We start from the raw sequence: 18558 nt of genomic DNA, 5'->3' as shown, positions 1-18558 counted from the left end.
GGTACAGCTCCTGGAGAAAAGAGGGGTTGTGCGGGCATCAGATGACGCCCTCTTCAACGGTGTCCGAGGCAGGTTGGCGCTCAAGGATCTGCGCCACCTCCGTCAAGGTGGCGGCGCCGAACAACTGGCCCATGGGCAGTTCAAGGCCCACGCGGTTACGCAGCATTTCGAGAAAACGCGTGGCCAGGAGGCTGTCGCCCCCGAGGCGGAAAAAGTTGTCGTGACGCGACACGCTCGGCACGTTGAGCAATTGCTGCCAGAGCTCGGCGATCAGTTGTTCTTCCGGGCGCAGCGGTTGCTCGTCCGCCACCGGTCGCGACTGGGCGGCGTCGGCCAATCGCCCCTGCAGTGCCCGGCGATCGATCTTGCCGTTGCTGCTCAGGGGCAAGTGTTCCAGCACCAGGACGTGTTCTGGGCGCATGTACCCCGGCAAGCACTGCTCCAGGTGTCGTGCCAAGACCTGTGCGTCGGTGCTGGCCGTCACGGCGGCCATCAGCCGGTTGTCGGTGACCAGCGCCACGGCCCTGGTGACGCAGGGGTGGCGAGCGAGGGCTGCCTCGATTTCGCCCAGTTCGATGCGATGGCCGCCAATCTTCACCTGGCTGTCGGCGCGCCCGAGAAACTCCAGCAGGCCATCGGGGTGGTAGCGACCCAGGTCGCCGGTGCGGTACCAGCCGTCGACAAAGCGCTCGGCATTCAACTGTGGCGCGTGGCGATAGCCGCGGGCGACGCCGGCGCCGCCAATCCACAGCTCACCGGTGACCCAATCCGGACAGTCGCGGCCCAGGGCATCGACCACTCGGTAAGCCTGGTTGGCCAGTGGCACGCCGTAGGGGATCGAGCGCCAACCCGGCAGCGCTTGCTCCACCGGGTAATGGTTCGACCAGATCGCCGCTTCGGTGGCGCCGCCCAGGGCGATAAAACGACAGTCAGGGGCCTGTTGCCGCAGGCGTTGGGGCAGGTCGAGGCCAATCCAGTCGCCCGACAGCAACGCCACGTTCAGGCCCAGTGGCTGGCGGTCATGGGCATTGGCTTCCAGCAGCATATCCAGCAAGGCCGGCACGCTGTTCCACAGGGTCACGCGATGATGTTGCAACGCTTTGAGCCAGGCCCGGGCATCGCGGCGCTGGTCCTCCTCGATCAAGACCAGCGCACCGCCCACCGACAGCAGGCCGAACAGGTCGTACACCGACAGGTCGAAATCCAGTGCGGACAGGGCCAGCGTGCGGTCGCTGGCGTCGATGCCATAGCAGCGATTGATCTCGGCCACGGTGTTCATCGCGGCGCGGTGGGTGATTTCCACGCCCTTGGGCTGGCCCGTGGAGCCGGAGGTGTAGATCACATAGGCCAGCTCCGCGGCCGAGACGGCGAGCGGCGCCGACAGCGGTTCAGCGTCCAGCGCGTGGAGCGGGTCGAGGTGTTTGACGCTGGGCAATTGCGGGTCATGCCCGGCCAGGATCAGGGTGACGCCGGCCTGCTGCAGGATGCGCTGGCAACGCTGCAGCGGTTGGTCGACCCCGACCGGCAGGTACGCGGCACCCGCGGCCAGGATGCCCAACACGCTGGCAATCTGTCGTGGCCCCTTGGCCAAGGACACCGCCACCAGGTCGCCCGGCACCACGCCGGCGTCCACCAGGCTGCGGGCAATGCGCAGCGCCTGCTCGGCCAGCTCGCCATAGCTGAGCATGCCATGCTCACCCCACAACAACGCCGGGCGTTGGGGCGCTTGGCGTGCCTGTTCGAAGAAGCCCTGGTGCAAGGTCGGGTCACCCGGCACGCTCGGGCCCGGGGCATTGAGCTGGGCACGCAACTGCGCCTGGGCTTGCGGCAGCAGGTCGGGCGGTGGGTTGTCCCAGGTGTGCTCGGCCAGCCAGTTCAAGCTGTACAAGTAGGCATCGAACATCGCTTCCACCAGGCCTTCGGGAAACAGGCCGACCACGTAGTCCCAGTTCAAGGCGATGCCGCCGTTGGCTTCCACCACCTGATGGTCGAGCCAGACCTGCGGGGTTTGGGTCAGGCCAAAGACTTGCCGGGCAAACGGCCCGTCCACCGGCGCGGCCGTGCCATCCGGGACCCCGAGCGCACTGGTGAACACCACCGGCATGCTCACCTGTTGTTCGCCATTGCCCCGGGCCAGCTGCCGCAACAGGCTGACCGAGCCGAGGCAACGGTGCTCCAGTGCCTCGCCCAGGGTGCGCTGGGTACGCCGGGCGCGGTCGACCCAGCGTTCGCCGGGCAGCGGAACATAACCGAGCAGCGTGAGGGAGGTGAAATCGCCCATGACCTGATCAATCTGGGGATGCAGCGCCCGACGATCGAACAGCGTGAGGTTGAGGCTGAGGTCGGGACGTGCACTCCAGCGGCCGAGGGTTTCGGCAAACGCGCAGAGCAGCACGGCCGAGGCGGTGAGGCCCTGTTGTTGGGCCTTGGCCAGGATCGCCCGCCAGGCTTGGGCGTCGATTTGTCCTTGCAGGCGTTCGAAGCGCGGTTGACCCAGGCTGGCGGGGTCGGCCGCCAGCGGCAGTTGCGGGTGCGGCGGCAACTCGGGCAGGCGTTCTTGCCAGAAGTGTTGCGCGGCTTGCAGCTCGCCCGCGTCCACGGCGGATTGCAGTTGATAGTCGCGGAACGACAGTTCCAGCGGCGCCAGTGTCAACCCGGGGTCGCGATACAAAGCATCGAGTTCCGCGTAGAAACGCAGGATGCTCAGGGCATCGAGGATCAGGTTGTCCAGGCTGATGGCCAACCGCGTATAGCGGCCATGAGTCACGGCCTGCACATCGAACAGCGGCCACTGGCTCGGATCGAACACGCGATGGGCACAGTGTTCGCGCAAGTCGTTGAGGTTGGCGTAGCCCTGGCCGATTTCGAAGGACGGCAGCTGTTGCAGGGGCAGGATGCGCGCCTGGCCGCATTGATCGAACACGGCGCGGAGCATTTCGTGGCGCTCGATCAAGCGATCCAGCGCGGTCTGCAGGCGCGGCAGGTCGAGATCCTCGACGTCGTACTCGCGATAGAAGTGGCAGCTGACGCCGCCCAGTACCAGGCTCGGGTCGCGGCCCAGCCAATAGGCCTGTTGCACTTCGGTCATGGGGAAGGGCGCATGGCGTTGCGGCAGGTCGGGCACAATCGTGTGCCGCGGTTCGGCCTGGGCCTGTCGATGCAAATCGGCACAAAAATGCGCCAGCACTGGTTTGGCGAATACCTGGGCGATCCGCGCGCCTCCCAGCCCTTGCTCTGCAAGCAAACGCACCAGGCGGGTGGCGCTCAGGGAGTCGCCGCCCAGGGCGAAGAAGTTGTGTTCACGGCAGACCTCAGCACAGCCCAGCAATTGCTGCCAGGCATGGGCCACCAGGGTTTCGATGTCGCCGCAGGGAGCGGACAGGTTGGCCTGCACCGGGGCGCTGTTGGTCGCCAGCCAGTCGTTCAGTACCTTGCGATCCACCTTGCCATTGCCGGTCAAGGGCAACTGCGCGCAGCCCAGGACAGTGCTGGGGATCATGTAGCCCGGCAGGTGCTCGGCCAGATGTTCGGCCAACCCCTGTGGGTCCAGGCGCGTGGGCATCACGGGGCCGTCTGTCAGGCGCACCACTGCTGCCAACTGCTGGCCGGCCAGCAGCGCCACCGCCTGCTCGACGCCGGGCCAGGCCAGCAAGGCGGTTTCGACTTCCCCGGCTTCGATGCGGTAGCCGTGCAGTTTGAGTTGGAAATCGGTGCGCCCGAGGAATTCGACGTTACCATCGGGGTGATAACGGGCACTGTCGCCGGTGCGGTACCAACGCAAGCCTTGATAGTCGACGAAACGTTCAGCTGTGCGCACCCGGTCGCCGCGATAACCCTCGGCAACACCGGCGCCGCCGATCCACAGTTCGCCGGCCACCCAGTCGGGGCAGTCGTGGCCGTGTGGGTCGACGATGCGCAAGCGGACATTGTCCAGCGGCGTGCCATAGGGCAGGCAGTGCCAGGACAAGGGTTGGCCGGGCAGCACTTCGAACAGGGTCGAGTGAATGGCGGTTTCGGTGGCGCCGCCCAAGGCCATGAAACGACAGCCGGGGGCTTGGGTCCACAACCGTGGCGCCAGGTCCGGAGCGACTTTGTCGCCGCCAAGCAATACCGCGCGCAGGGGCAGGCTGGCACCGGCGGGGGCGCAACCGAGCAGCATGTCGAGCAACGCTGGCACGCAGTTGAGCACGCTGGCGCGATGCCGCAGGGCCAGTTCACGCCAGCGTCCGGCATCACGCTGGGCCTCGGGCTCGATACCGATCACCGCCGCCCCAGTCGACAGCGCGGCAAACAGGTCGAATACCGATAAGTCGAACTCCAGGGCCGAGAGCGCGAGGATTCGGTCGTCGCTGTTCAGTTGCAAGCGCCGTTGCAGGTCTTCCAGCGTGTTGGCGGCGGCCTGATGGCTGATTTCCACGCCCTTGGGTTCACCGGTGGAACCGGAGGTATAGAGGATGTACGCCAGGTCGCTGATCGCTCCGGGCCGGGGGGCGTCCAGCGCCCTGCTGGCGGCGGGCAGTTGCGTGAGCAATAAGCGCGCGCCCGACGAATTACAAATTTTCCGGCACCGCGCCGCCGGTTGATCGACGCTGATGGGTAGGTATGTGGCGCTGCACGCCAGGATGCCCAGCACCGCGATCACCTGCTCGGGCCCCTTGGGCAGTTGCAACGCCACCACGTCACCGCGCCGCACGCCTTGGCCTTCCAGGTACGCCGCCACGTGTAAAGCACGTTCGGCGAGTTCGCCGTAGGTGATGACGGGATGATCGCCGTGCAGCAACGCGGGCAGGGTGGGTGTCAGGCGTGCCTGGGCAAAAAAGGCTTCGTGCAAGCGTTGTACCGGCAGCGGCGCCGCCTGGCCCTGGACGCCATTGCGGACGTCAAGTTGGCTGGCAGGGATCAGCGCCGGAGGCGACAGGTCCCAGGCCGAAGCTTCAAAACACAGGCGCTGTAACAGCCCGGTATACGCCTCGAACAACCCATCCAGTACACCGTCGGCGAACAACCCTTCACGGGCGTCGAGATTGACCAGGACACCGCCGTCCAACTCGGTGACCTGGGCGTCGAGCCACACTTGCGGGCCTTGGGAAATGATCCAGGCCGGTTGGCCGAAACACCCTTGCACGCCCTCGGCGAACAATTCCCCCAACCCCAGGGCGCTGGTGTACACCACCGGCGCCAACACTTGCTCACCGCGTTGGCGGGACAGTTCGCGCAACACCTCCAGGCCGGAAAACGCGCTGTGTGCGGCATCGCTGTGGAAGCGCCGTTGCAAGGCCGTGGCACGAGCGGCGAACGTGCCGCTGACGTGACCGTCCCACGCCAGCAGGATCGATGAGGTGAAATCGCCGACCAGGCGCTCGACGTCGGCATGCAGTGGCATGCGGTTGAACAGCGGCAAATTGAGCAGCAGCTCGGGCGTCTCGCACCAGGCGCCAAGGGCTTCGCAGAACACCGCCGCCAAGGCCATCGCCGGCGTCAAGCCGTGCTCCCGGGCGTGGCGCTCGAAGGCCTGGCGCTGGGACGGCGGTAGCCAGTGATGACGGCGTCGCACTTTGCGATCGTCGCCCTGGGGCTTGATGGGCAAGCGCGGGGCGCCGGGCAACCGGTCCAGGCGCTGCAACCAATAGTCACGGGCCTGCCGATGAAGCGCACGTTGCTCGGGACTGGCGTGTTCACGGCGCAGGTCGGCCAGGTAACGGGCAAAGCTGTAGTCCAGCGCGGCCAAGGGCTGCTGGCGATACAGCTGCACCAGGTCGCCGAGCAGGGTGCGCAGGCTCAGGGCATCGGCGGCGAGCATGTCGAGGTTCAAGTGCAGGCGCGTCCCGTCGGGTAGCAACGACAACTGGATGTCCAGCACCTGGCCTTGTTCAACGGCCAATTGGCGGTGGGATAACTCAGTGCGCACCGCCGACAGCCGTTGTTGCTGTTGCTCGGCGCTGGCCTGGCGCAGGTCATGCACCTTCAATCCCGGCCAGGGACTGCGGGCGAGGATCCGCTGGCGACCGTCGTCGAGAAACTGCGCGCGCAACATCGGATGGCGCGCCAGCAACGCCCGTACGGCGGCTTCCAAGCGGATCGGGTCGACGTCGCGGCCATCGAATTCGTTATAGAAGTGCGCGGCGACACCGCCCAGCTGCTGGCCGGGGGCGCGTCCGATCCAATAGGCGTGTTGCATCGGCGCCAGTTCGAAAGGCTGGCCGTCGTCCGCCGGCGCGGTGACCGCCGCCGGGGCTTGGGGGGCCACCTCAAGCATGGCCAGCCAGGCTGATAGGCGCGGGTCGGCGATCAGCTCGGCAAAACGCGCGGCCAGGCCATGGCGGCGCCACTGGCCGGCGAGGCGAATCAGGGTGACGGAATCCAGCCCCCATTCGATCAGGTTCGCCTCCAGGGGAATCTGGTCGGCGGGCAGGTCGAGGGCCTGGGACAGGGATTGGCGCAGCAGTGTTGCGGTTGAGGTGCTGGGAGTGGCCATGGCTCAACGTCTTCTCATTGCTAGGGCCCGGACCGGGGTTGGCCCAGGCGCTGGGGGCATGCAGTTGCTTGGGGGAAGATGCTAGTCATTCTCATTTTGCCAACTACCCGGATCGAATCGTTTTTGCCCCGCATCCGCGTCTCGCTCACCCGTTGCAGTGCCGTGGTGGCTACGCACAGCGCCAATCGCCCGCAGGATGCGGTTGGAAAATGACTTGAATCGGGTAGAGCCCGCCCCATGGCCTTGACTACCGTCGCTCGCCGCCCCTTGCCGGGCCTGTGTCCCTCTGATTGGAGTTACGGATGTCTGTCGATTCGGGTTTACAAGTGCGCGGCCTGCGCAAGCGCTACCCCAACGGCGTCGAGGCGCTGCGCGGCGTGGACCTGAGTGTCGGCCCCGGGATGTATGGCTTGCTGGGGCCCAATGGCGCGGGCAAAAGCAGCTTGATGCGGACCCTGGCGACCCTGCAGCAACCCGACGCCGGCAGCATTCACCTGGACGGGACGGATGTGTTGGCCGATTCCGATCATTTGCGCCGCCGCCTGGGCTATCTGCCGCAGCAATTGGGTGCGTATCCGGGCGTGAGCGCACGGGACTTGCTCGACCGTTTTGCCTGGCTCAAGGGGCGCACCGACAGCCGCCAGCGCCGCGAGGAAATCGAGGGCCTGCTGGACAAGGTCAACCTCCAGCAGGCCGCCCATCGGGCGCTCGCCACCTATTCGGGCGGCATGCTGCGCCGGTTCGGCATCGCCATGGCGCTGGTCGGTTCGCCACGCTTGTTGATCGTCGATGAGCCCACGGCTGGCCTCGACCCGGCGGAGCGCAACCGTTTCCATCGGGTGTTGGCCGATGTCGCCGCCGAGTCCATCGTGTTGCTTTCGACCCACATCGTCGAAGACGTCGAAAACCTCTGCAGTCGGCTGGCCGTGCTGGCCGCTGGGCAGATCATTGTCGAAGGTAGCCCGGCGCAGTTGCTGGGTGCCGAGCAGGGCCGATTGTGGGAAGCGTCCTTCGACCGTGGCGAGTCGCTGCCCGCTGCCTTGCATGTGGCCGCCAGCCCGCAGGGCAGCCGCGTCATCGTCCATGGCGAGCGTCCTGCCGATCCACGTTTCGTGCCCCATGCGCCGCGCCTGGAAGACATCTATTACCTGGCATTGGCTCAGGCAGGTGAGGCGATCGACGCATGAATACCTTTGCTCTGCTGATGCGCGAAGCCTGGGTGGAAGTGCGCGCCGGGTTGCGCAGCGGCATTCCGTTGCTGGTGTTCCTTGGCCTGACCGGCTACCTGCTGATGGCCCTGACCAATGCCGACTATGTGCAGAAGATGGGCGCCAGCGATATCGCCCGCAATGCGCCGAGCCTGATTTACCTGATGTCGTGCGGCTGTATGTTCTTCCTGTTTTTTGCCTGGGCCTGGGTGTTCGCCCAGCCGGCCCTGAGGGACCGCAAGGCGCAATTGGAAGAAGTGCTGTTGGCCTTGCCGTTGTCCCTGCCGGCGCTGCTGTGGGGACGTTTTATCGGCGCGGCGTTGGTGGGTGGCTTGCTCGCCAGTTCATTGATCGTCGGCTTTCTCGTCAGCCCGGTGCTGGGCTGGCTCGGCTGGGTGCCGGCGGCGAGCATCGGCGCACCCATGTGGTCGGCGCTGGGGTTTGCCTGGGTCGCCTTGCTGTTGCCAGTGAGCACCGGGATTGGCGCGTTGTATTACTTGCTGGCCTTGCGCAGCCGAGGCCTGGCCGCACCGTTTGCCTTGGCGACGGTGCTGATGCTGTTGTGGATGTTCGCCGTGGTGGTGCTCAAGGGCGGGCACATCAACCCGCTGTTGGCGGCCAGCCTCGATCCGTCACTGTTCACCTTTGCCCAGGCCCAAGTGGAAACCTGGAACGCCGCGCAGAAATCCCAATCGCTGTTGGCGTTGACCCCGGGGTTCTGGCTTAACCGCGCGCTGTGGTGTGGGTTGCCGTTGCTGCTGCTGGCCGTCGTCCTGGCCCGCACCAGCCGCCAGGGCTTGATGGGCCACCGCGGCGGCGCCGTGTTGGCCGAGCCGCCGATGCTGTTGGCGAGCCACGTGCGCTTGCCTGGCCCGTTACCCGCCAGCCGCTGGCCGCGGGCGTTGTGGTGCGAGGTTCGCTGGCAGGTGCGGCAGTTGTTTGCCCGGCGCATCGGCTGGGTTGCCCTCGGCTTGTTGCTGGCCATGGGCATACTCAGCGGGTTTGTTCATATCGTGTGGCATGCACGCGGGCCGATGGTGCCGCGACCGGACCTGATCTTGCCGTTGTTATCGAGCGCGTCGTTCCTGGTGATCGCCTTCATTATCGCGGCGCTGGTGGGGCTGGTCTGCCGGCGCGATGACGTGGAAGGCCTGGGCGCAATGCTACAGGCCACCCCGGCGCCGGCGTGGCTGCGTTTGTTGGGACGGGTGGCCTGCGTGCTGGTGGCGACGCTGGCCTTGGCGCTGGTGCCGGGGGTTGCCAGCCTGGTGATCAGCGCGCTGGTCGCCCCGGACAACCTGGCGCCGGGCTTTGTGCTGGTCTACCAGGCGCTGGTGTTCGCGCCGCCGTTGCTGGAACTGGCGATGCTCACGGTGCTGGTGCATGCGTTGATCCGTCGTTCCGGCCTGGCGTATGCGACATCCATGCTGCTGACGTTTTTCCTGGTGCTCAACCATGAATTGGGGCTGGTCAGCTATCCCGCCTATGCCATGGCGATACCGGCCCACGTGGCCTTGTCGCAACTGACGGGCTGGGCGCCCTGGCTGCCTTATCTCGCCACTTTGACCAGCTGGAAACTGGCCGGCTGCCTGGTGATGGTCGCGGTGGCGGCGCTGGCCTTGCCCCGTGGGCCGGAGCGGCGCCGTCTGAGGGATGTGCGCCGCAGCCTGCTGGGCTTGCCCGGTGCGTTGCTGGTGTTGGGGGCCGTGGGTTTGCTGGGCAGCGGCGCGCTGTTGCATCGGCATCTGGTGGAGCAGGGCGACTACCGGTCGGTGGCCGAGGAACGGGCCGAGCACGCCGAATGGGAACAGCGATGGCTGGCCGGGGCGGGCGCCTGGCAGGTGGCGGACGGGCGCTTGCACTTGCGCATCGACAGTGTTGCGCGACGTGTTGACGGCGAGTGGACGCTGGGAACCGTGATCGCCGCCAAGGAGCACCTGGACGCAGAATTGCCGCCGGGGTTGCACGTCACGGCGGTGAGCGTCATGGGCCGACCGGTCCTTTTCGAACAGGCCGCCGGGCATTTGCGTGTGCCTTTGGCAGAGTGCGCGGCGAGCGGCTGCAGCGTGCAACTGAACTGGACGCTGGATGCCGCCGGCTGGCCGTCCGAAGGTGATGCATTCTGGCTGGGGCCGCGAGGGGTGTGGCTGCAAGCGCGCCGCGTGATGCCACGCCTGGGCCTGGACAGCGAGCGCTTGCTGCGCGCGCCGGTCCACCGTGCCGAAGCCGGCTTGCCGTCGCAGGTGCCGAGTTTGCCGGCGGGGGCGGCCGTCGCCGTGGACGCGGTGGCGCCGGCGGGCGCGTGGCAATGGCTGATCGAGGTGGATGGCCAGGCGTTCAATGGCCAAGGCGCAGGACCGCTGGACTTCGCCTATCACACGGCAGCGACACAAGATCTCGACGGTGTGCAAATGCTCGCCGATGCCGGCCGGCAGCAAGTCGCCCGTGAGGTGCACGAAGACTTGGAGGTCATGTCCGCCTGTGTGGCTCGGCGCCTGGGCAGTCGCCCAACCGTCGAGGCCCTGAGCCAGTGGCCGACCGGCATGGGAGCCAGTCATCTGAGCCAGGCCCATCTGGTGCTCAGCCAGACGCCGGATTGGGATGTGGCGCAGGCAGGTGTCGGGCGCTGGACGCGCCGTGCCCATATCGCCGAACTGCTCGCGCGGCGAATGCTGAGCGATGCCAGCGACCTGCGCCAGGCCCCGGGTTACCTCTGGCTGAGCCAGGGTGTGGCGGGCGCGATCGGCTTGCTGTGTGTCGGTGACGTCGACGGCGTTGAGGCCCGCTCGGCCTTGGTGAAGTTGATGGCCGATGATTTGACCCGCGCCTTGAGCAATGACGGCGAGCCCGTCGGCACCTTTGCCACTGCCCGGGAACAGGGCTGGGTCGCGACGTATGCACCGCTGGCCAGCCTGGACTGGGTGGCCGGACAAAGCGCCGAACAACTGGCGGCAATGGCCGCAAGCATCCGAAATGGCCAGGGATGGCCCGCCGCGATCCAGCACCTGTTGGGCGCGCCCTCTGACCAGGCGATCACCGCAGCGCTCAAGCGCTGGGGGCCTGCGCAATGAATTTGAACCATCCCTTTGCCTGGAGTTGTTCCATGTCAGCACCGCTGTCGATCAAACCGCTGCGCCGTCCCCTCGGCTGGCGGGAGAATGTCTTGACCCAAACCCTTGCACTGGCCTTGTCCAGCCAGATGTGCGCGGCCTATGCCGCTGATTATCAACCTGTCGCCAGCACGGAGGTGATCGAGCTGGCTCCGTTGATGGTCAGCGCTCGGTTGAACGAAGAAAGCGCCAAGGACATTCCCTTCGGGCTCACCGTGATCGACGGGCAAACCCTCGAAACCCGGCGCTTGCGCACCCTGGAGGACGCGTTGCGCACCACACCGGGGGTGGATGTGAATTCCTGGGGCGGCGCCAACGACGCCAATGTGCGCATCCGCGGTGTCGGTTCGCTGAACCAGATGAGCATGGACGACGGCTCGGTGGTGCTGAATGTGGACGGGGTGCCGATGTCGGTGCGCAACGCGGCGATGGCCACCCTCGACGTGGAGCAGGTGGAAGTGCTCAAGGGCCCTCAGGGCACGTTGTTGGGACGTAACAGCGAGGCGGGCGCGATCAACGTCACCACGCGCAAGCCGACCCGCGAACGGGAAGGTTATGTGCGCGGCGAAGTCGGTAGCCAAGGCCAGTTCATGACCGAAGGCGCCGTGGGCGGGCCATTGACCGAGTCCCTGGCGGGGCGCATTGCCGTGCGCCGCAGTGGCTTCGACAACTGGGTCGACGACCAGCAGGATGGCGACCCGTTGACCCAGCCACGGGACCTGGCCCTGCGCGGCAGCCTGCTGTGGGACAACGACCAAGGCACGACCGGCCTGCTGACTGCCGAGCGCCAGCGCGCCGAGCATTATGCCGGCCTGGAGATGCTGCGCCCCTTTGGCAACCGCCCAAGCCTGGACTACACGCCCGGCACGTTCGATGGCAACCAGAAGACCAACGAGCGTTATTCCTTCGAACTCAATCATGACCTGGCGCAGTCGCGGATTACCTCGATCAGCGCCTACACCAGCACCGACCTCAATGCGGTCAAAGGTTACGACCGCAACATCACCGAGGCGCTGTACGGTTCGCCGTTCGAATACCTGATCGAGGATTCTGCCAAAGAGCGTGTGTGGAGCCAGGACCTGCGCTTGGGATCGCTGGCCGATGCCGATGTGTTCTGGGTGTCCGGGGTGAACCTGTCACGCTCCGAGCGCAGTTTCGATTCCGACAACTTCACCAACGGCGCACAACAGAGGCGCGATTTCAGCACCAACAGTTATGCCGCCTACGGCGAGGTGACGTACCCGATTAGCGAAGACTGGAAACTCACCACCGGCCTGCGCCACACCTGGGACCGCAAGACCTATGGGGCCGACTATACCAGCGGCGGCAATACCGTTGGCGACAACCGTCGGTTGCAGGACAACTACAGCACCGGGCGCGTGGCGCTGAGCTACACACTGACGCCGCAGACGAACCTGTACGCGGTACTGTCGCGAGGCTATAAATCCGCCGGATTCAACGATTACGCCACCTCGGTCAAGGACAGCGAACCCTACAAGGCCGCCAAGGTGAACGCTGTCGAAGTCGGCTTCAAGCACGAAAGCGCCGAGGGGGCCTTGAGTCTCGAGGGGGCGTTGTTCCTCACCCGGGTGCAGGACGATCACCTGTTGGGGTATGACTTCAACACCCTGGCGGTCAGCGCCGTGAATGCCGACACCCGCAGCAAGGGCGCCGAGCTGTCGAGCACCTGGCATGTCACGGATGAGCTGACAGTGGGCAGCGCCATCAGCTACACCAACGCGGTGGTGACCTCCGATGCAGCGGGGGTTTCTGGCGGTGATGTCGCGGCGGGAAGTCGCGTGCCGGATGTGCCGCTGTGGAGCGGCAACTTCAGCGTCGCCTGGCAGAAAGAGCTGGGCGCGTTCCTGGGCTTGCCGGCGCCGCGCCTCAATACGTTGCTCAACTATCGCGTGCAGAAAAATCGCCCGGCCGACCCGCAGAATCACTACGACCTCAAGGGCTACGCCAAGCTGGACCTGCACCTGGGCCTGGAAAGTGGCAGTTCGGAAGTCTACCTGTGGGGCGATAACCTGCTCGATGCGCGCTATGACTTGTATGGTTCGTATTCCACCGACCAGGTGCTGACCGGCATGCCGGGCCGAGGACGCTCGGCCGGCGTGGGGTACAGCTATTCGTTCTGAGTGCCCCTTGAGTCAAAGGGCAGGTTAGAACTGATAGGTGTAGCCGACCCCCAAGGTGCGCCGCCGTGCCGGCGCACCGTAGGCCACCGGTTCGCTGTAGAAACCATAGGTGTCGTAGGTTTGGTTCAGCAGGTTGTCGGCGAAGGCATAGACTTCGCCGAAGCGGCTTTCCAGGCCTGCGCGCAGGTCGAGTTTCTCGTAGTTGTCCAGGTTGAAATGGTTCTGCGGATCGGCGGCGCGTTCGCCCACCAGGCGGTAATTGAGGCTGGTGTTCAGGGTGGTTTCGCCCAGGCTGGCGAAGGTGCCCAACGGGTGCTGCCAATTGATGTTGAAGTTGCCGCTCCAGCGCGGCACATCCGGGGTACGGTTGCCGGCGGCGATATCGCCGGCCTGGATGCCGTGGACCGCGCTGGTGATCTTGGCGTCGAGGTAAGTGGCGCTGGCGGCCAGGGTCAGGCCGTGGTCGAAATGCCAGGTGCCTTCCAGTTCGGCGCCGCGGGTGCGGGTATCGGCATTGAACGCATTGGTCGCGAAGGTGGCCGCGTTGTAGCCCAGCAGGTGGTCGTCGTGTACGCGGGTGTAGAACAGCGCACCGTTCAAGCTGCCGCGGCGGTCTTCTGTTTCACTTTTGAAGCCGAGTTCGGCGGCTCTGCTGACGGCGGCCTTGTAGGGCTCGCTGTCGCTGACCTGCGACGCATAGTCATTGAATCCCCCGGATTTGTAACCTCGCGCCAGTTGCACGTAGACGTTGGTTTGCGGGGTGAGCGCGTAGCTCAGGGCCACGCGGCCGGTGCCGTAATGGTCAGTCAGCTGGCGTAAATCATCCACGGCGCTGGCACCATTGATGTATTGGCCATCGTAGGTCTTGCGATCCCAGGAATGGCGATAGCCCGTGGTGAGTTTCAGGCGCTCGCTGAGCGGGAAGGTGACTTCGCCGTAGCCGGCATAGGTGGTGGTGGTGAAATCGCGGAACCTGGCACTGTCAGTGCCATAGGTGTTGCGCGGGGTGTCGTAGCTGCGCTCGTTGCGGCTGGCGGCAAGGCCGGCGATCCAGAATGTCTCGGAATCGGGCAGTGAGCTCAAGTGCAGGTCCTGGCTCCAACTGCGCTCGAAGGATGTGTCCACCACCCAGTACTCGCTGGGCGTGCCGTACAGGGCGCCCATCAGTTTGCTGTCATAGGCGATCAAACCCTCGAAGTCGGCGGTGGAGGTGGCGGTCGTAGAGGTCAGGCGACTGTTGGCGAAGTCATGATCGACCTTGACCGTATAGCGTTCGGTGGTCTTGTAGTTATCGTCGAACAGGCCGGGCGTCAGGTCCAGGCTGGGGTCGCTGCCATAGGGGCGCAGCACCAGCGAGTTGGTGGCGCGCTCGGTTTTCTGGCGTTCGGCACTGAACAGCACCTGGGTCTCATCGTTGAGGTCCCAGAGCAGACTGGCGCGATAAGCCTCGTTGCGCGGCTGGGTGATGGGATCGTTGTTCCGGTCATTGTCGATCCAGCTGTCATAGCCCGCACGGCGCACCGCCAGACGGCCGCTGAGGCTGTCGCTGATCGGCCCGCCGATGGCCCCTTCGCTGAGAAACTGGCCCTCCTGGCCGACTTCGCCACGCACATAGCCTTCCAGTTCGCGGGTTGGCTGGCGGGTGGTGATGTTCACCGCGCCCGCTTGGCCAATCGCACCAGACATCGTGCCCTGGGGCCCCTTGAGCACTTCGATGCGGTCGATATCCAGGGTGCCGAAGCCGAGGCTGCGGGAGGCGACTGGCACACCGTCGATGTTGAAGGCCACCGAGCTGTCATCCATCGACATCTGGTACAGCGAGCCGACGCCACGGATCAGCACGTTGAAGTCATTGGGGCCGCCGGATGAATTGACATTGACCCCGGAGGTGTTGCGCAGGGCGCTTTCCAGCGTGTCGAGGCGCTGGGTACGCAGTTGCTCGCCACTGATCACGCTAAGGCTAATGGGCAGGCTCTTGGGGTCTTCCTGCTCCATGCGCGCAGTCACGGTCGAGACAGGCAATTCAAGGATTTCGCCGGTGGCGGCAAGGACTGGACTGGCCAGTGTGCAAGTTAAAACTATTGTTATAGTATTACACTTATAGCAAGATCGAGGGGTCGTCGTCGTGTTGCGTCGTGCAGACATAATGGGGCCTTGACTGAGGGTTTTGAGCGGTGCGCGTTAGCGTCAGCAGACACGAATAAGCGCAGCGTGTGCGACGCGCCAGATGCTAATAATTATCAATTGCACAACTCTACCCCGATGTGATCTGATTCGAGCCGTATCCGGTCAACCAGGAGATTCACGATGTCAGTCGTTCAAGGAGGCGCAGGAGAGCCGATGCCGGTCTCGCGAATCATTACGGGGGAATATGGAAGCGACCTCGGACCCGGGGCGCAGTTGTCGGGTGACGCGCATGGCCCTGCAGGACGGACTCGACATCGTGCGCTGGCAAAGCAAGTTCGAGCAGCCAATCGAATTGCCCCTGCAGGATGACAGCGACTGCATTCATTTCAGCTTCACCAACTTGCTCAAGGGCAAGGCCGCCTGCAGTTTCCGTGACGGTCGTCGGCAGCGCCGCTACGTGATTGACGAAGGCGCGGGTTGCATCAGCTATGGCCGTCGTCGCGATGGCCTCTACCATCAGCATGGCGAGATCGACAACATCACGGTCATGATCCGTCCCGAGGTGCTGTCACAGTGGGAGTTGAAACTCGACCCGCTGCTGAACAAGGCACTGGCCTGCGATCATTGTTTCCTGGACGGCCACCGCAGTGGCGAAATGAGCGCGACCGCGCATCTGTTGTGCAAGGCCATGGACCCGAGCCCAGACTTGCCAATGGGCCAGCCCCGAAGCGGCCTCTGGCTGTATGGCCAGAGCGTGACCCTGGTCAGCCTGTTCCTGGAAGCACGCCGTAACGTGGAATGCACCTGCCGTGTCAGCCACATCGACCGCCAACGCCTGTTGCGTGCGCGCGAACGCCTGCTGGCTGACCTGGGCAAGGCACCCAGCTTATCGGAACTGGCGCGCGAGTCGGGCATGAGCCAGCCCAAGCTCACCCGCGGGTTCCGCCAGCTGTTCTTCAACAGTGTCTACGGCGTCTTCCAGCAAGCGCGGATGATCCAGGCCCGTAGCCGCTTGTTGAACGGCGATGAGTCGGTGATGCGAATCGCGTCGGACCTCGGCTATGCCAATGCCAGCCATTTCGCCACCGCTTTTCGCAAGCAGTTCGGGATCAATCCTTCGCTCCTCAAGCATGGCGGAAGAAACAAGCTATCGATCTAGGTCAGGGCCACCAAAGCCAATGATCGCCTTGGTTTCCAGATATTCCTCAAGGCCGAAGACGCCGTACTCACGACCATTACCCGAGCGCTTGTAGCCACCGAATGGCGCCATGGGATTCCAGGCCGGGTAGTTCAGGAGCACTTGCCCCGCGCGGATACGTGAAGCCACCGCGCGCGCCAGATCAAGGTCCTCTGACTGAACATGGGCGCCGAGGCCATAGATCGTATCGTTGGCGATAGCGACTGCCTCATCGATGGTTTCGTAGGCAATGATGCACAGCACCGGCCCGAAGATTTCTTCCTGGGCGATCCGCATGGCGTTATCCACCTCGGAGAAAACCGTCGGGCGGGTGTAGAAACCCTTTTCAAAACCCGGCACGCGGCCCAGTCCGCCGCACAGCAGTTTGGCGCCCTCATGCAGGCCGGCCTCGATCATGGCTTGGACGCGATTGAACTGGGCTTCATTGGCGATGGGGCCGAGTACCGTTTCCGGTGATTGCGGATCGCCGACGATGATCGCATTGGCGGTGGCGGCCGCTAGCGCTTCGACCTCCGCCAGCCGGGCCTTGGGTACGATCATCCGGGTGGGGGCGCTGCACGATTGCCCGACGTTGCGAAACGCCGCCATGACGCCCAGTGGGACGGCTTTGGCAAAGTCGGCATCGGGCAGCAGGATATTCGGGGATTTGCCGCCCAATTCCTGCCCGACCCGCTTCGCCGTCGGCGCGGCCGCCTGGGCCACCAGCGCACCCGCGCGGTTCGAGCCGGTAATGGAAATCATGTCGACACTCGGGTGTGCGGCCATCGCCGCGCCGACCACCTGGCCGCTGCCGTTCACCAGGTTGAAGACGCCCGGTGGAAGGCCTGCGTCATGGACCACCTGTGCGAACAATAGAGCGCTGAGCGGCGACAGTTCACTGGGCTTGAGCACCACCGTACAACCGGCCGCCAGCGCCGCGGCGACTTTTGCGGTGATCTGATAAAGCGGCCAGTTCCACGGCGTGATGAGGCCGCAGACGCCGATAGGTTCGCGTTGGATCGCAGTGCCGTTCTCGACGGCCTGGAAACGATACGTGGCCAGCAAGTCGCGGGCGACCCGAACGTGCTCAGCCGCCAGGGGCACTTGCATCGCCCGTGCAGAACCGATGGCGGCGCCCATTTCCAGGGAGATCGCCTGGGCAAACGCCTCTTTGCGCTCAAGGATAAGCTCATGGATCTTGCCCAGCACCCGTGCGCGTGCCGCTGTGGAAGTCACAGACCAATCGGCAAACGCGGCACGCGCCGCCGCGACTGCCCGATCGACATCCTCGGCAGACCCGCTGGCGACCTGTGCAACGATTTCCTCGGTTGCCGGATTGACCACCGGCAAACTGGCCGGACTGACCGGCGCCGACCAACCGCCATTGATGTAGAACAGATGGGCGGTTTGCGGATCAACGCTGTAGCGATTTGAAGATTGGGTAGTCATCCAGGGCGTTCCTTTCGAGCCGTATGCGAGTCTGTTCAATACGCTAACAAAGCAGCCCAGGGAAAATATGCCGTTGTTCAAGGGCGCAAAGGAGAATCTGCCGTATCTGCCTGTTTAACTGGTCATTACCGTGTGGCGAGGGAGCTTGCTCCCGCTGGGCTGCGCAGCAGACCCTTCTTTGTGAGCGCTTCGCACTGGAACGCCAGCCATGCGAGGCGGGCTGATAGCCGACCTGATCCTTGGTGGGACCGCGTTCCTCCTGTGGGAGCGGGCTTGCTCGCGAAGGCGGTGTGTCAGTTTGCGGTGATGTTGGGTGTGCCGGCCTCTTCGCGAGCAGGCTCGCTCCCACAGGAAATCCTGGGTGTTCATGAGTCTTGTATTCACAGCAAGTCCCATTGTGGGAGCGGGCTTGCTCGCGAAGGCGGTGTGTCAATTTGCGGAGATGTTGGGTGTGCCGGCCTGTTCGCGAGCAGGCTCGCTCCCACAGGAAATCCTGGGTGTTCATGAGTCTTGTATTCACAGCAAGTCCCATTGTGGGAGCGGGCTTGCTCGCGAAGGCGGTGTGTCAATTTGCGGAGATGTTGGGTGTGCCGGCCTCTTCGCGAGCAGGCTCGCTCCCACAGGGAATCTTGGGGTGTTCATGAGTCTTGTATTCACAGCAAGTCCCATTGTGGGAGCGAGCCTGCTCGCGAAGGCGGTGTGTCAGTTTGCGGTGATGTTGGAGGTGCCGGCCTCTTCGCGAGCAGGCTCGCTCCCACAGGGAATCTTGGGCTGTTCATGAGTCTTGTGTTCACAGCTGGTCCCATCGTGGGGGGAAGAAACGGATATACACACAACTCCCCGTCCCAGGAGCAAATACCAAAGCCCCCGC

The 18558-nt window shown here is 64.7% G+C and carries 7 protein-coding genes; 4 read left to right on the top strand and 3 right to left on the bottom strand.

What is annotated here, in order from left to right:
* Positions 1-37: 37 nt before the first annotated feature.
* Positions 38-6475 (bottom strand): amino acid adenylation domain-containing protein, encoded by a 6438-nt coding sequence (locus tag J3P88_RS16940; protein ID WP_434570424.1) that lies wholly within the window; start codon positions 6473-6475, stop codon positions 38-40.
* A 302-nt stretch (positions 6476-6777) separates the two neighbouring features.
* Here J3P88_RS16940 and J3P88_RS16935 point away from each other — a divergent pair, with 302 nt between their 5' ends.
* From J3P88_RS16935 to J3P88_RS16925, 3 genes are read left to right on the top strand one after another with little or no spacing between them, the layout of a single operon-like run.
* Positions 6778-7662 (top strand): ABC transporter ATP-binding protein, encoded by an 885-nt coding sequence (locus tag J3P88_RS16935; RefSeq protein WP_434570422.1) that lies wholly within the window; start codon positions 6778-6780, stop codon positions 7660-7662.
* A complete protein-coding gene (locus tag J3P88_RS16930; protein ID WP_434570420.1) occupies positions 7659-10754 on the top strand; it encodes a hypothetical protein in 3096 nt (1031 codons plus the stop codon). Before J3P88_RS16935 ends, J3P88_RS16930 begins: the two co-directional genes overlap by 4 nt.
* 32 nt (positions 10755-10786) lie before the next feature.
* Positions 10787-12934 carry a TonB-dependent receptor gene (locus J3P88_RS16925; RefSeq protein WP_434570418.1) on the top strand — a complete coding sequence of 716 codons (2148 nt, stop codon included), beginning with the start codon at positions 10787-10789 and terminating at the stop codon, positions 12932-12934.
* A gap of 24 nt (positions 12935-12958) precedes the next feature.
* On the opposite strand, the gene J3P88_RS16920 is transcribed toward J3P88_RS16925, so the two are convergent.
* Complete coding sequence (locus tag J3P88_RS16920; protein ID WP_434570416.1) at positions 12959-14941, bottom strand: TonB-dependent receptor; 1983 nt, start codon at positions 14939-14941, stop codon at positions 12959-12961.
* A gap of 364 nt (positions 14942-15305) precedes the next feature.
* Between J3P88_RS16920 and J3P88_RS16915 the strand changes: the two genes are divergently transcribed.
* A complete protein-coding gene (locus tag J3P88_RS16915; protein WP_434570414.1) occupies positions 15306-16220 on the top strand; it encodes a helix-turn-helix transcriptional regulator in 915 nt (304 codons plus the stop codon).
* Here J3P88_RS16915 and J3P88_RS16910 read toward each other — a convergent pair.
* A complete protein-coding gene (locus J3P88_RS16910; RefSeq protein WP_434570412.1) occupies positions 16209-17687 on the bottom strand; it encodes an aldehyde dehydrogenase family protein in 1479 nt (492 codons plus the stop codon). The genes J3P88_RS16915 and J3P88_RS16910 overlap by 12 nt on opposite strands.
* Positions 17688-18558 lie beyond the last annotated feature (871 nt).

The organism is Pseudomonas sp. Z3-6, assembly GCF_051131985.1.
GTDB lineage: Bacteria > Pseudomonadota > Gammaproteobacteria > Pseudomonadales > Pseudomonadaceae > Aquipseudomonas > Aquipseudomonas zanjanensis.
Note: the sequence above shows the minus strand (reverse complement) of the source record. Positions and strands in the feature narration are given on the sequence as shown.

Coding starts and splice junctions, on each gene's coding strand:
- J3P88_RS16940 (WP_434570424.1), bottom strand. CDS start 6,475: ATGGCCACTCCCAGCACCTCAACCGCAACACTGCTGCGCCAATCCCTG.
- J3P88_RS16935 (WP_434570422.1), top strand. CDS start 6,778: ATGTCTGTCGATTCGGGTTTACAAGTGCGCGGCCTGCGCAAGCGCTAC.
- J3P88_RS16930 (WP_434570420.1), top strand. CDS start 7,659: ATGAATACCTTTGCTCTGCTGATGCGCGAAGCCTGGGTGGAAGTGCGC.
- J3P88_RS16925 (WP_434570418.1), top strand. CDS start 10,787: ATGTCAGCACCGCTGTCGATCAAACCGCTGCGCCGTCCCCTCGGCTGG.
- J3P88_RS16915 (WP_434570414.1), top strand. CDS start 15,306: ATGGAAGCGACCTCGGACCCGGGGCGCAGTTGTCGGGTGACGCGCATG.
- J3P88_RS16910 (WP_434570412.1), bottom strand. CDS start 17,687: ATGACTACCCAATCTTCAAATCGCTACAGCGTTGATCCGCAAACCGCC.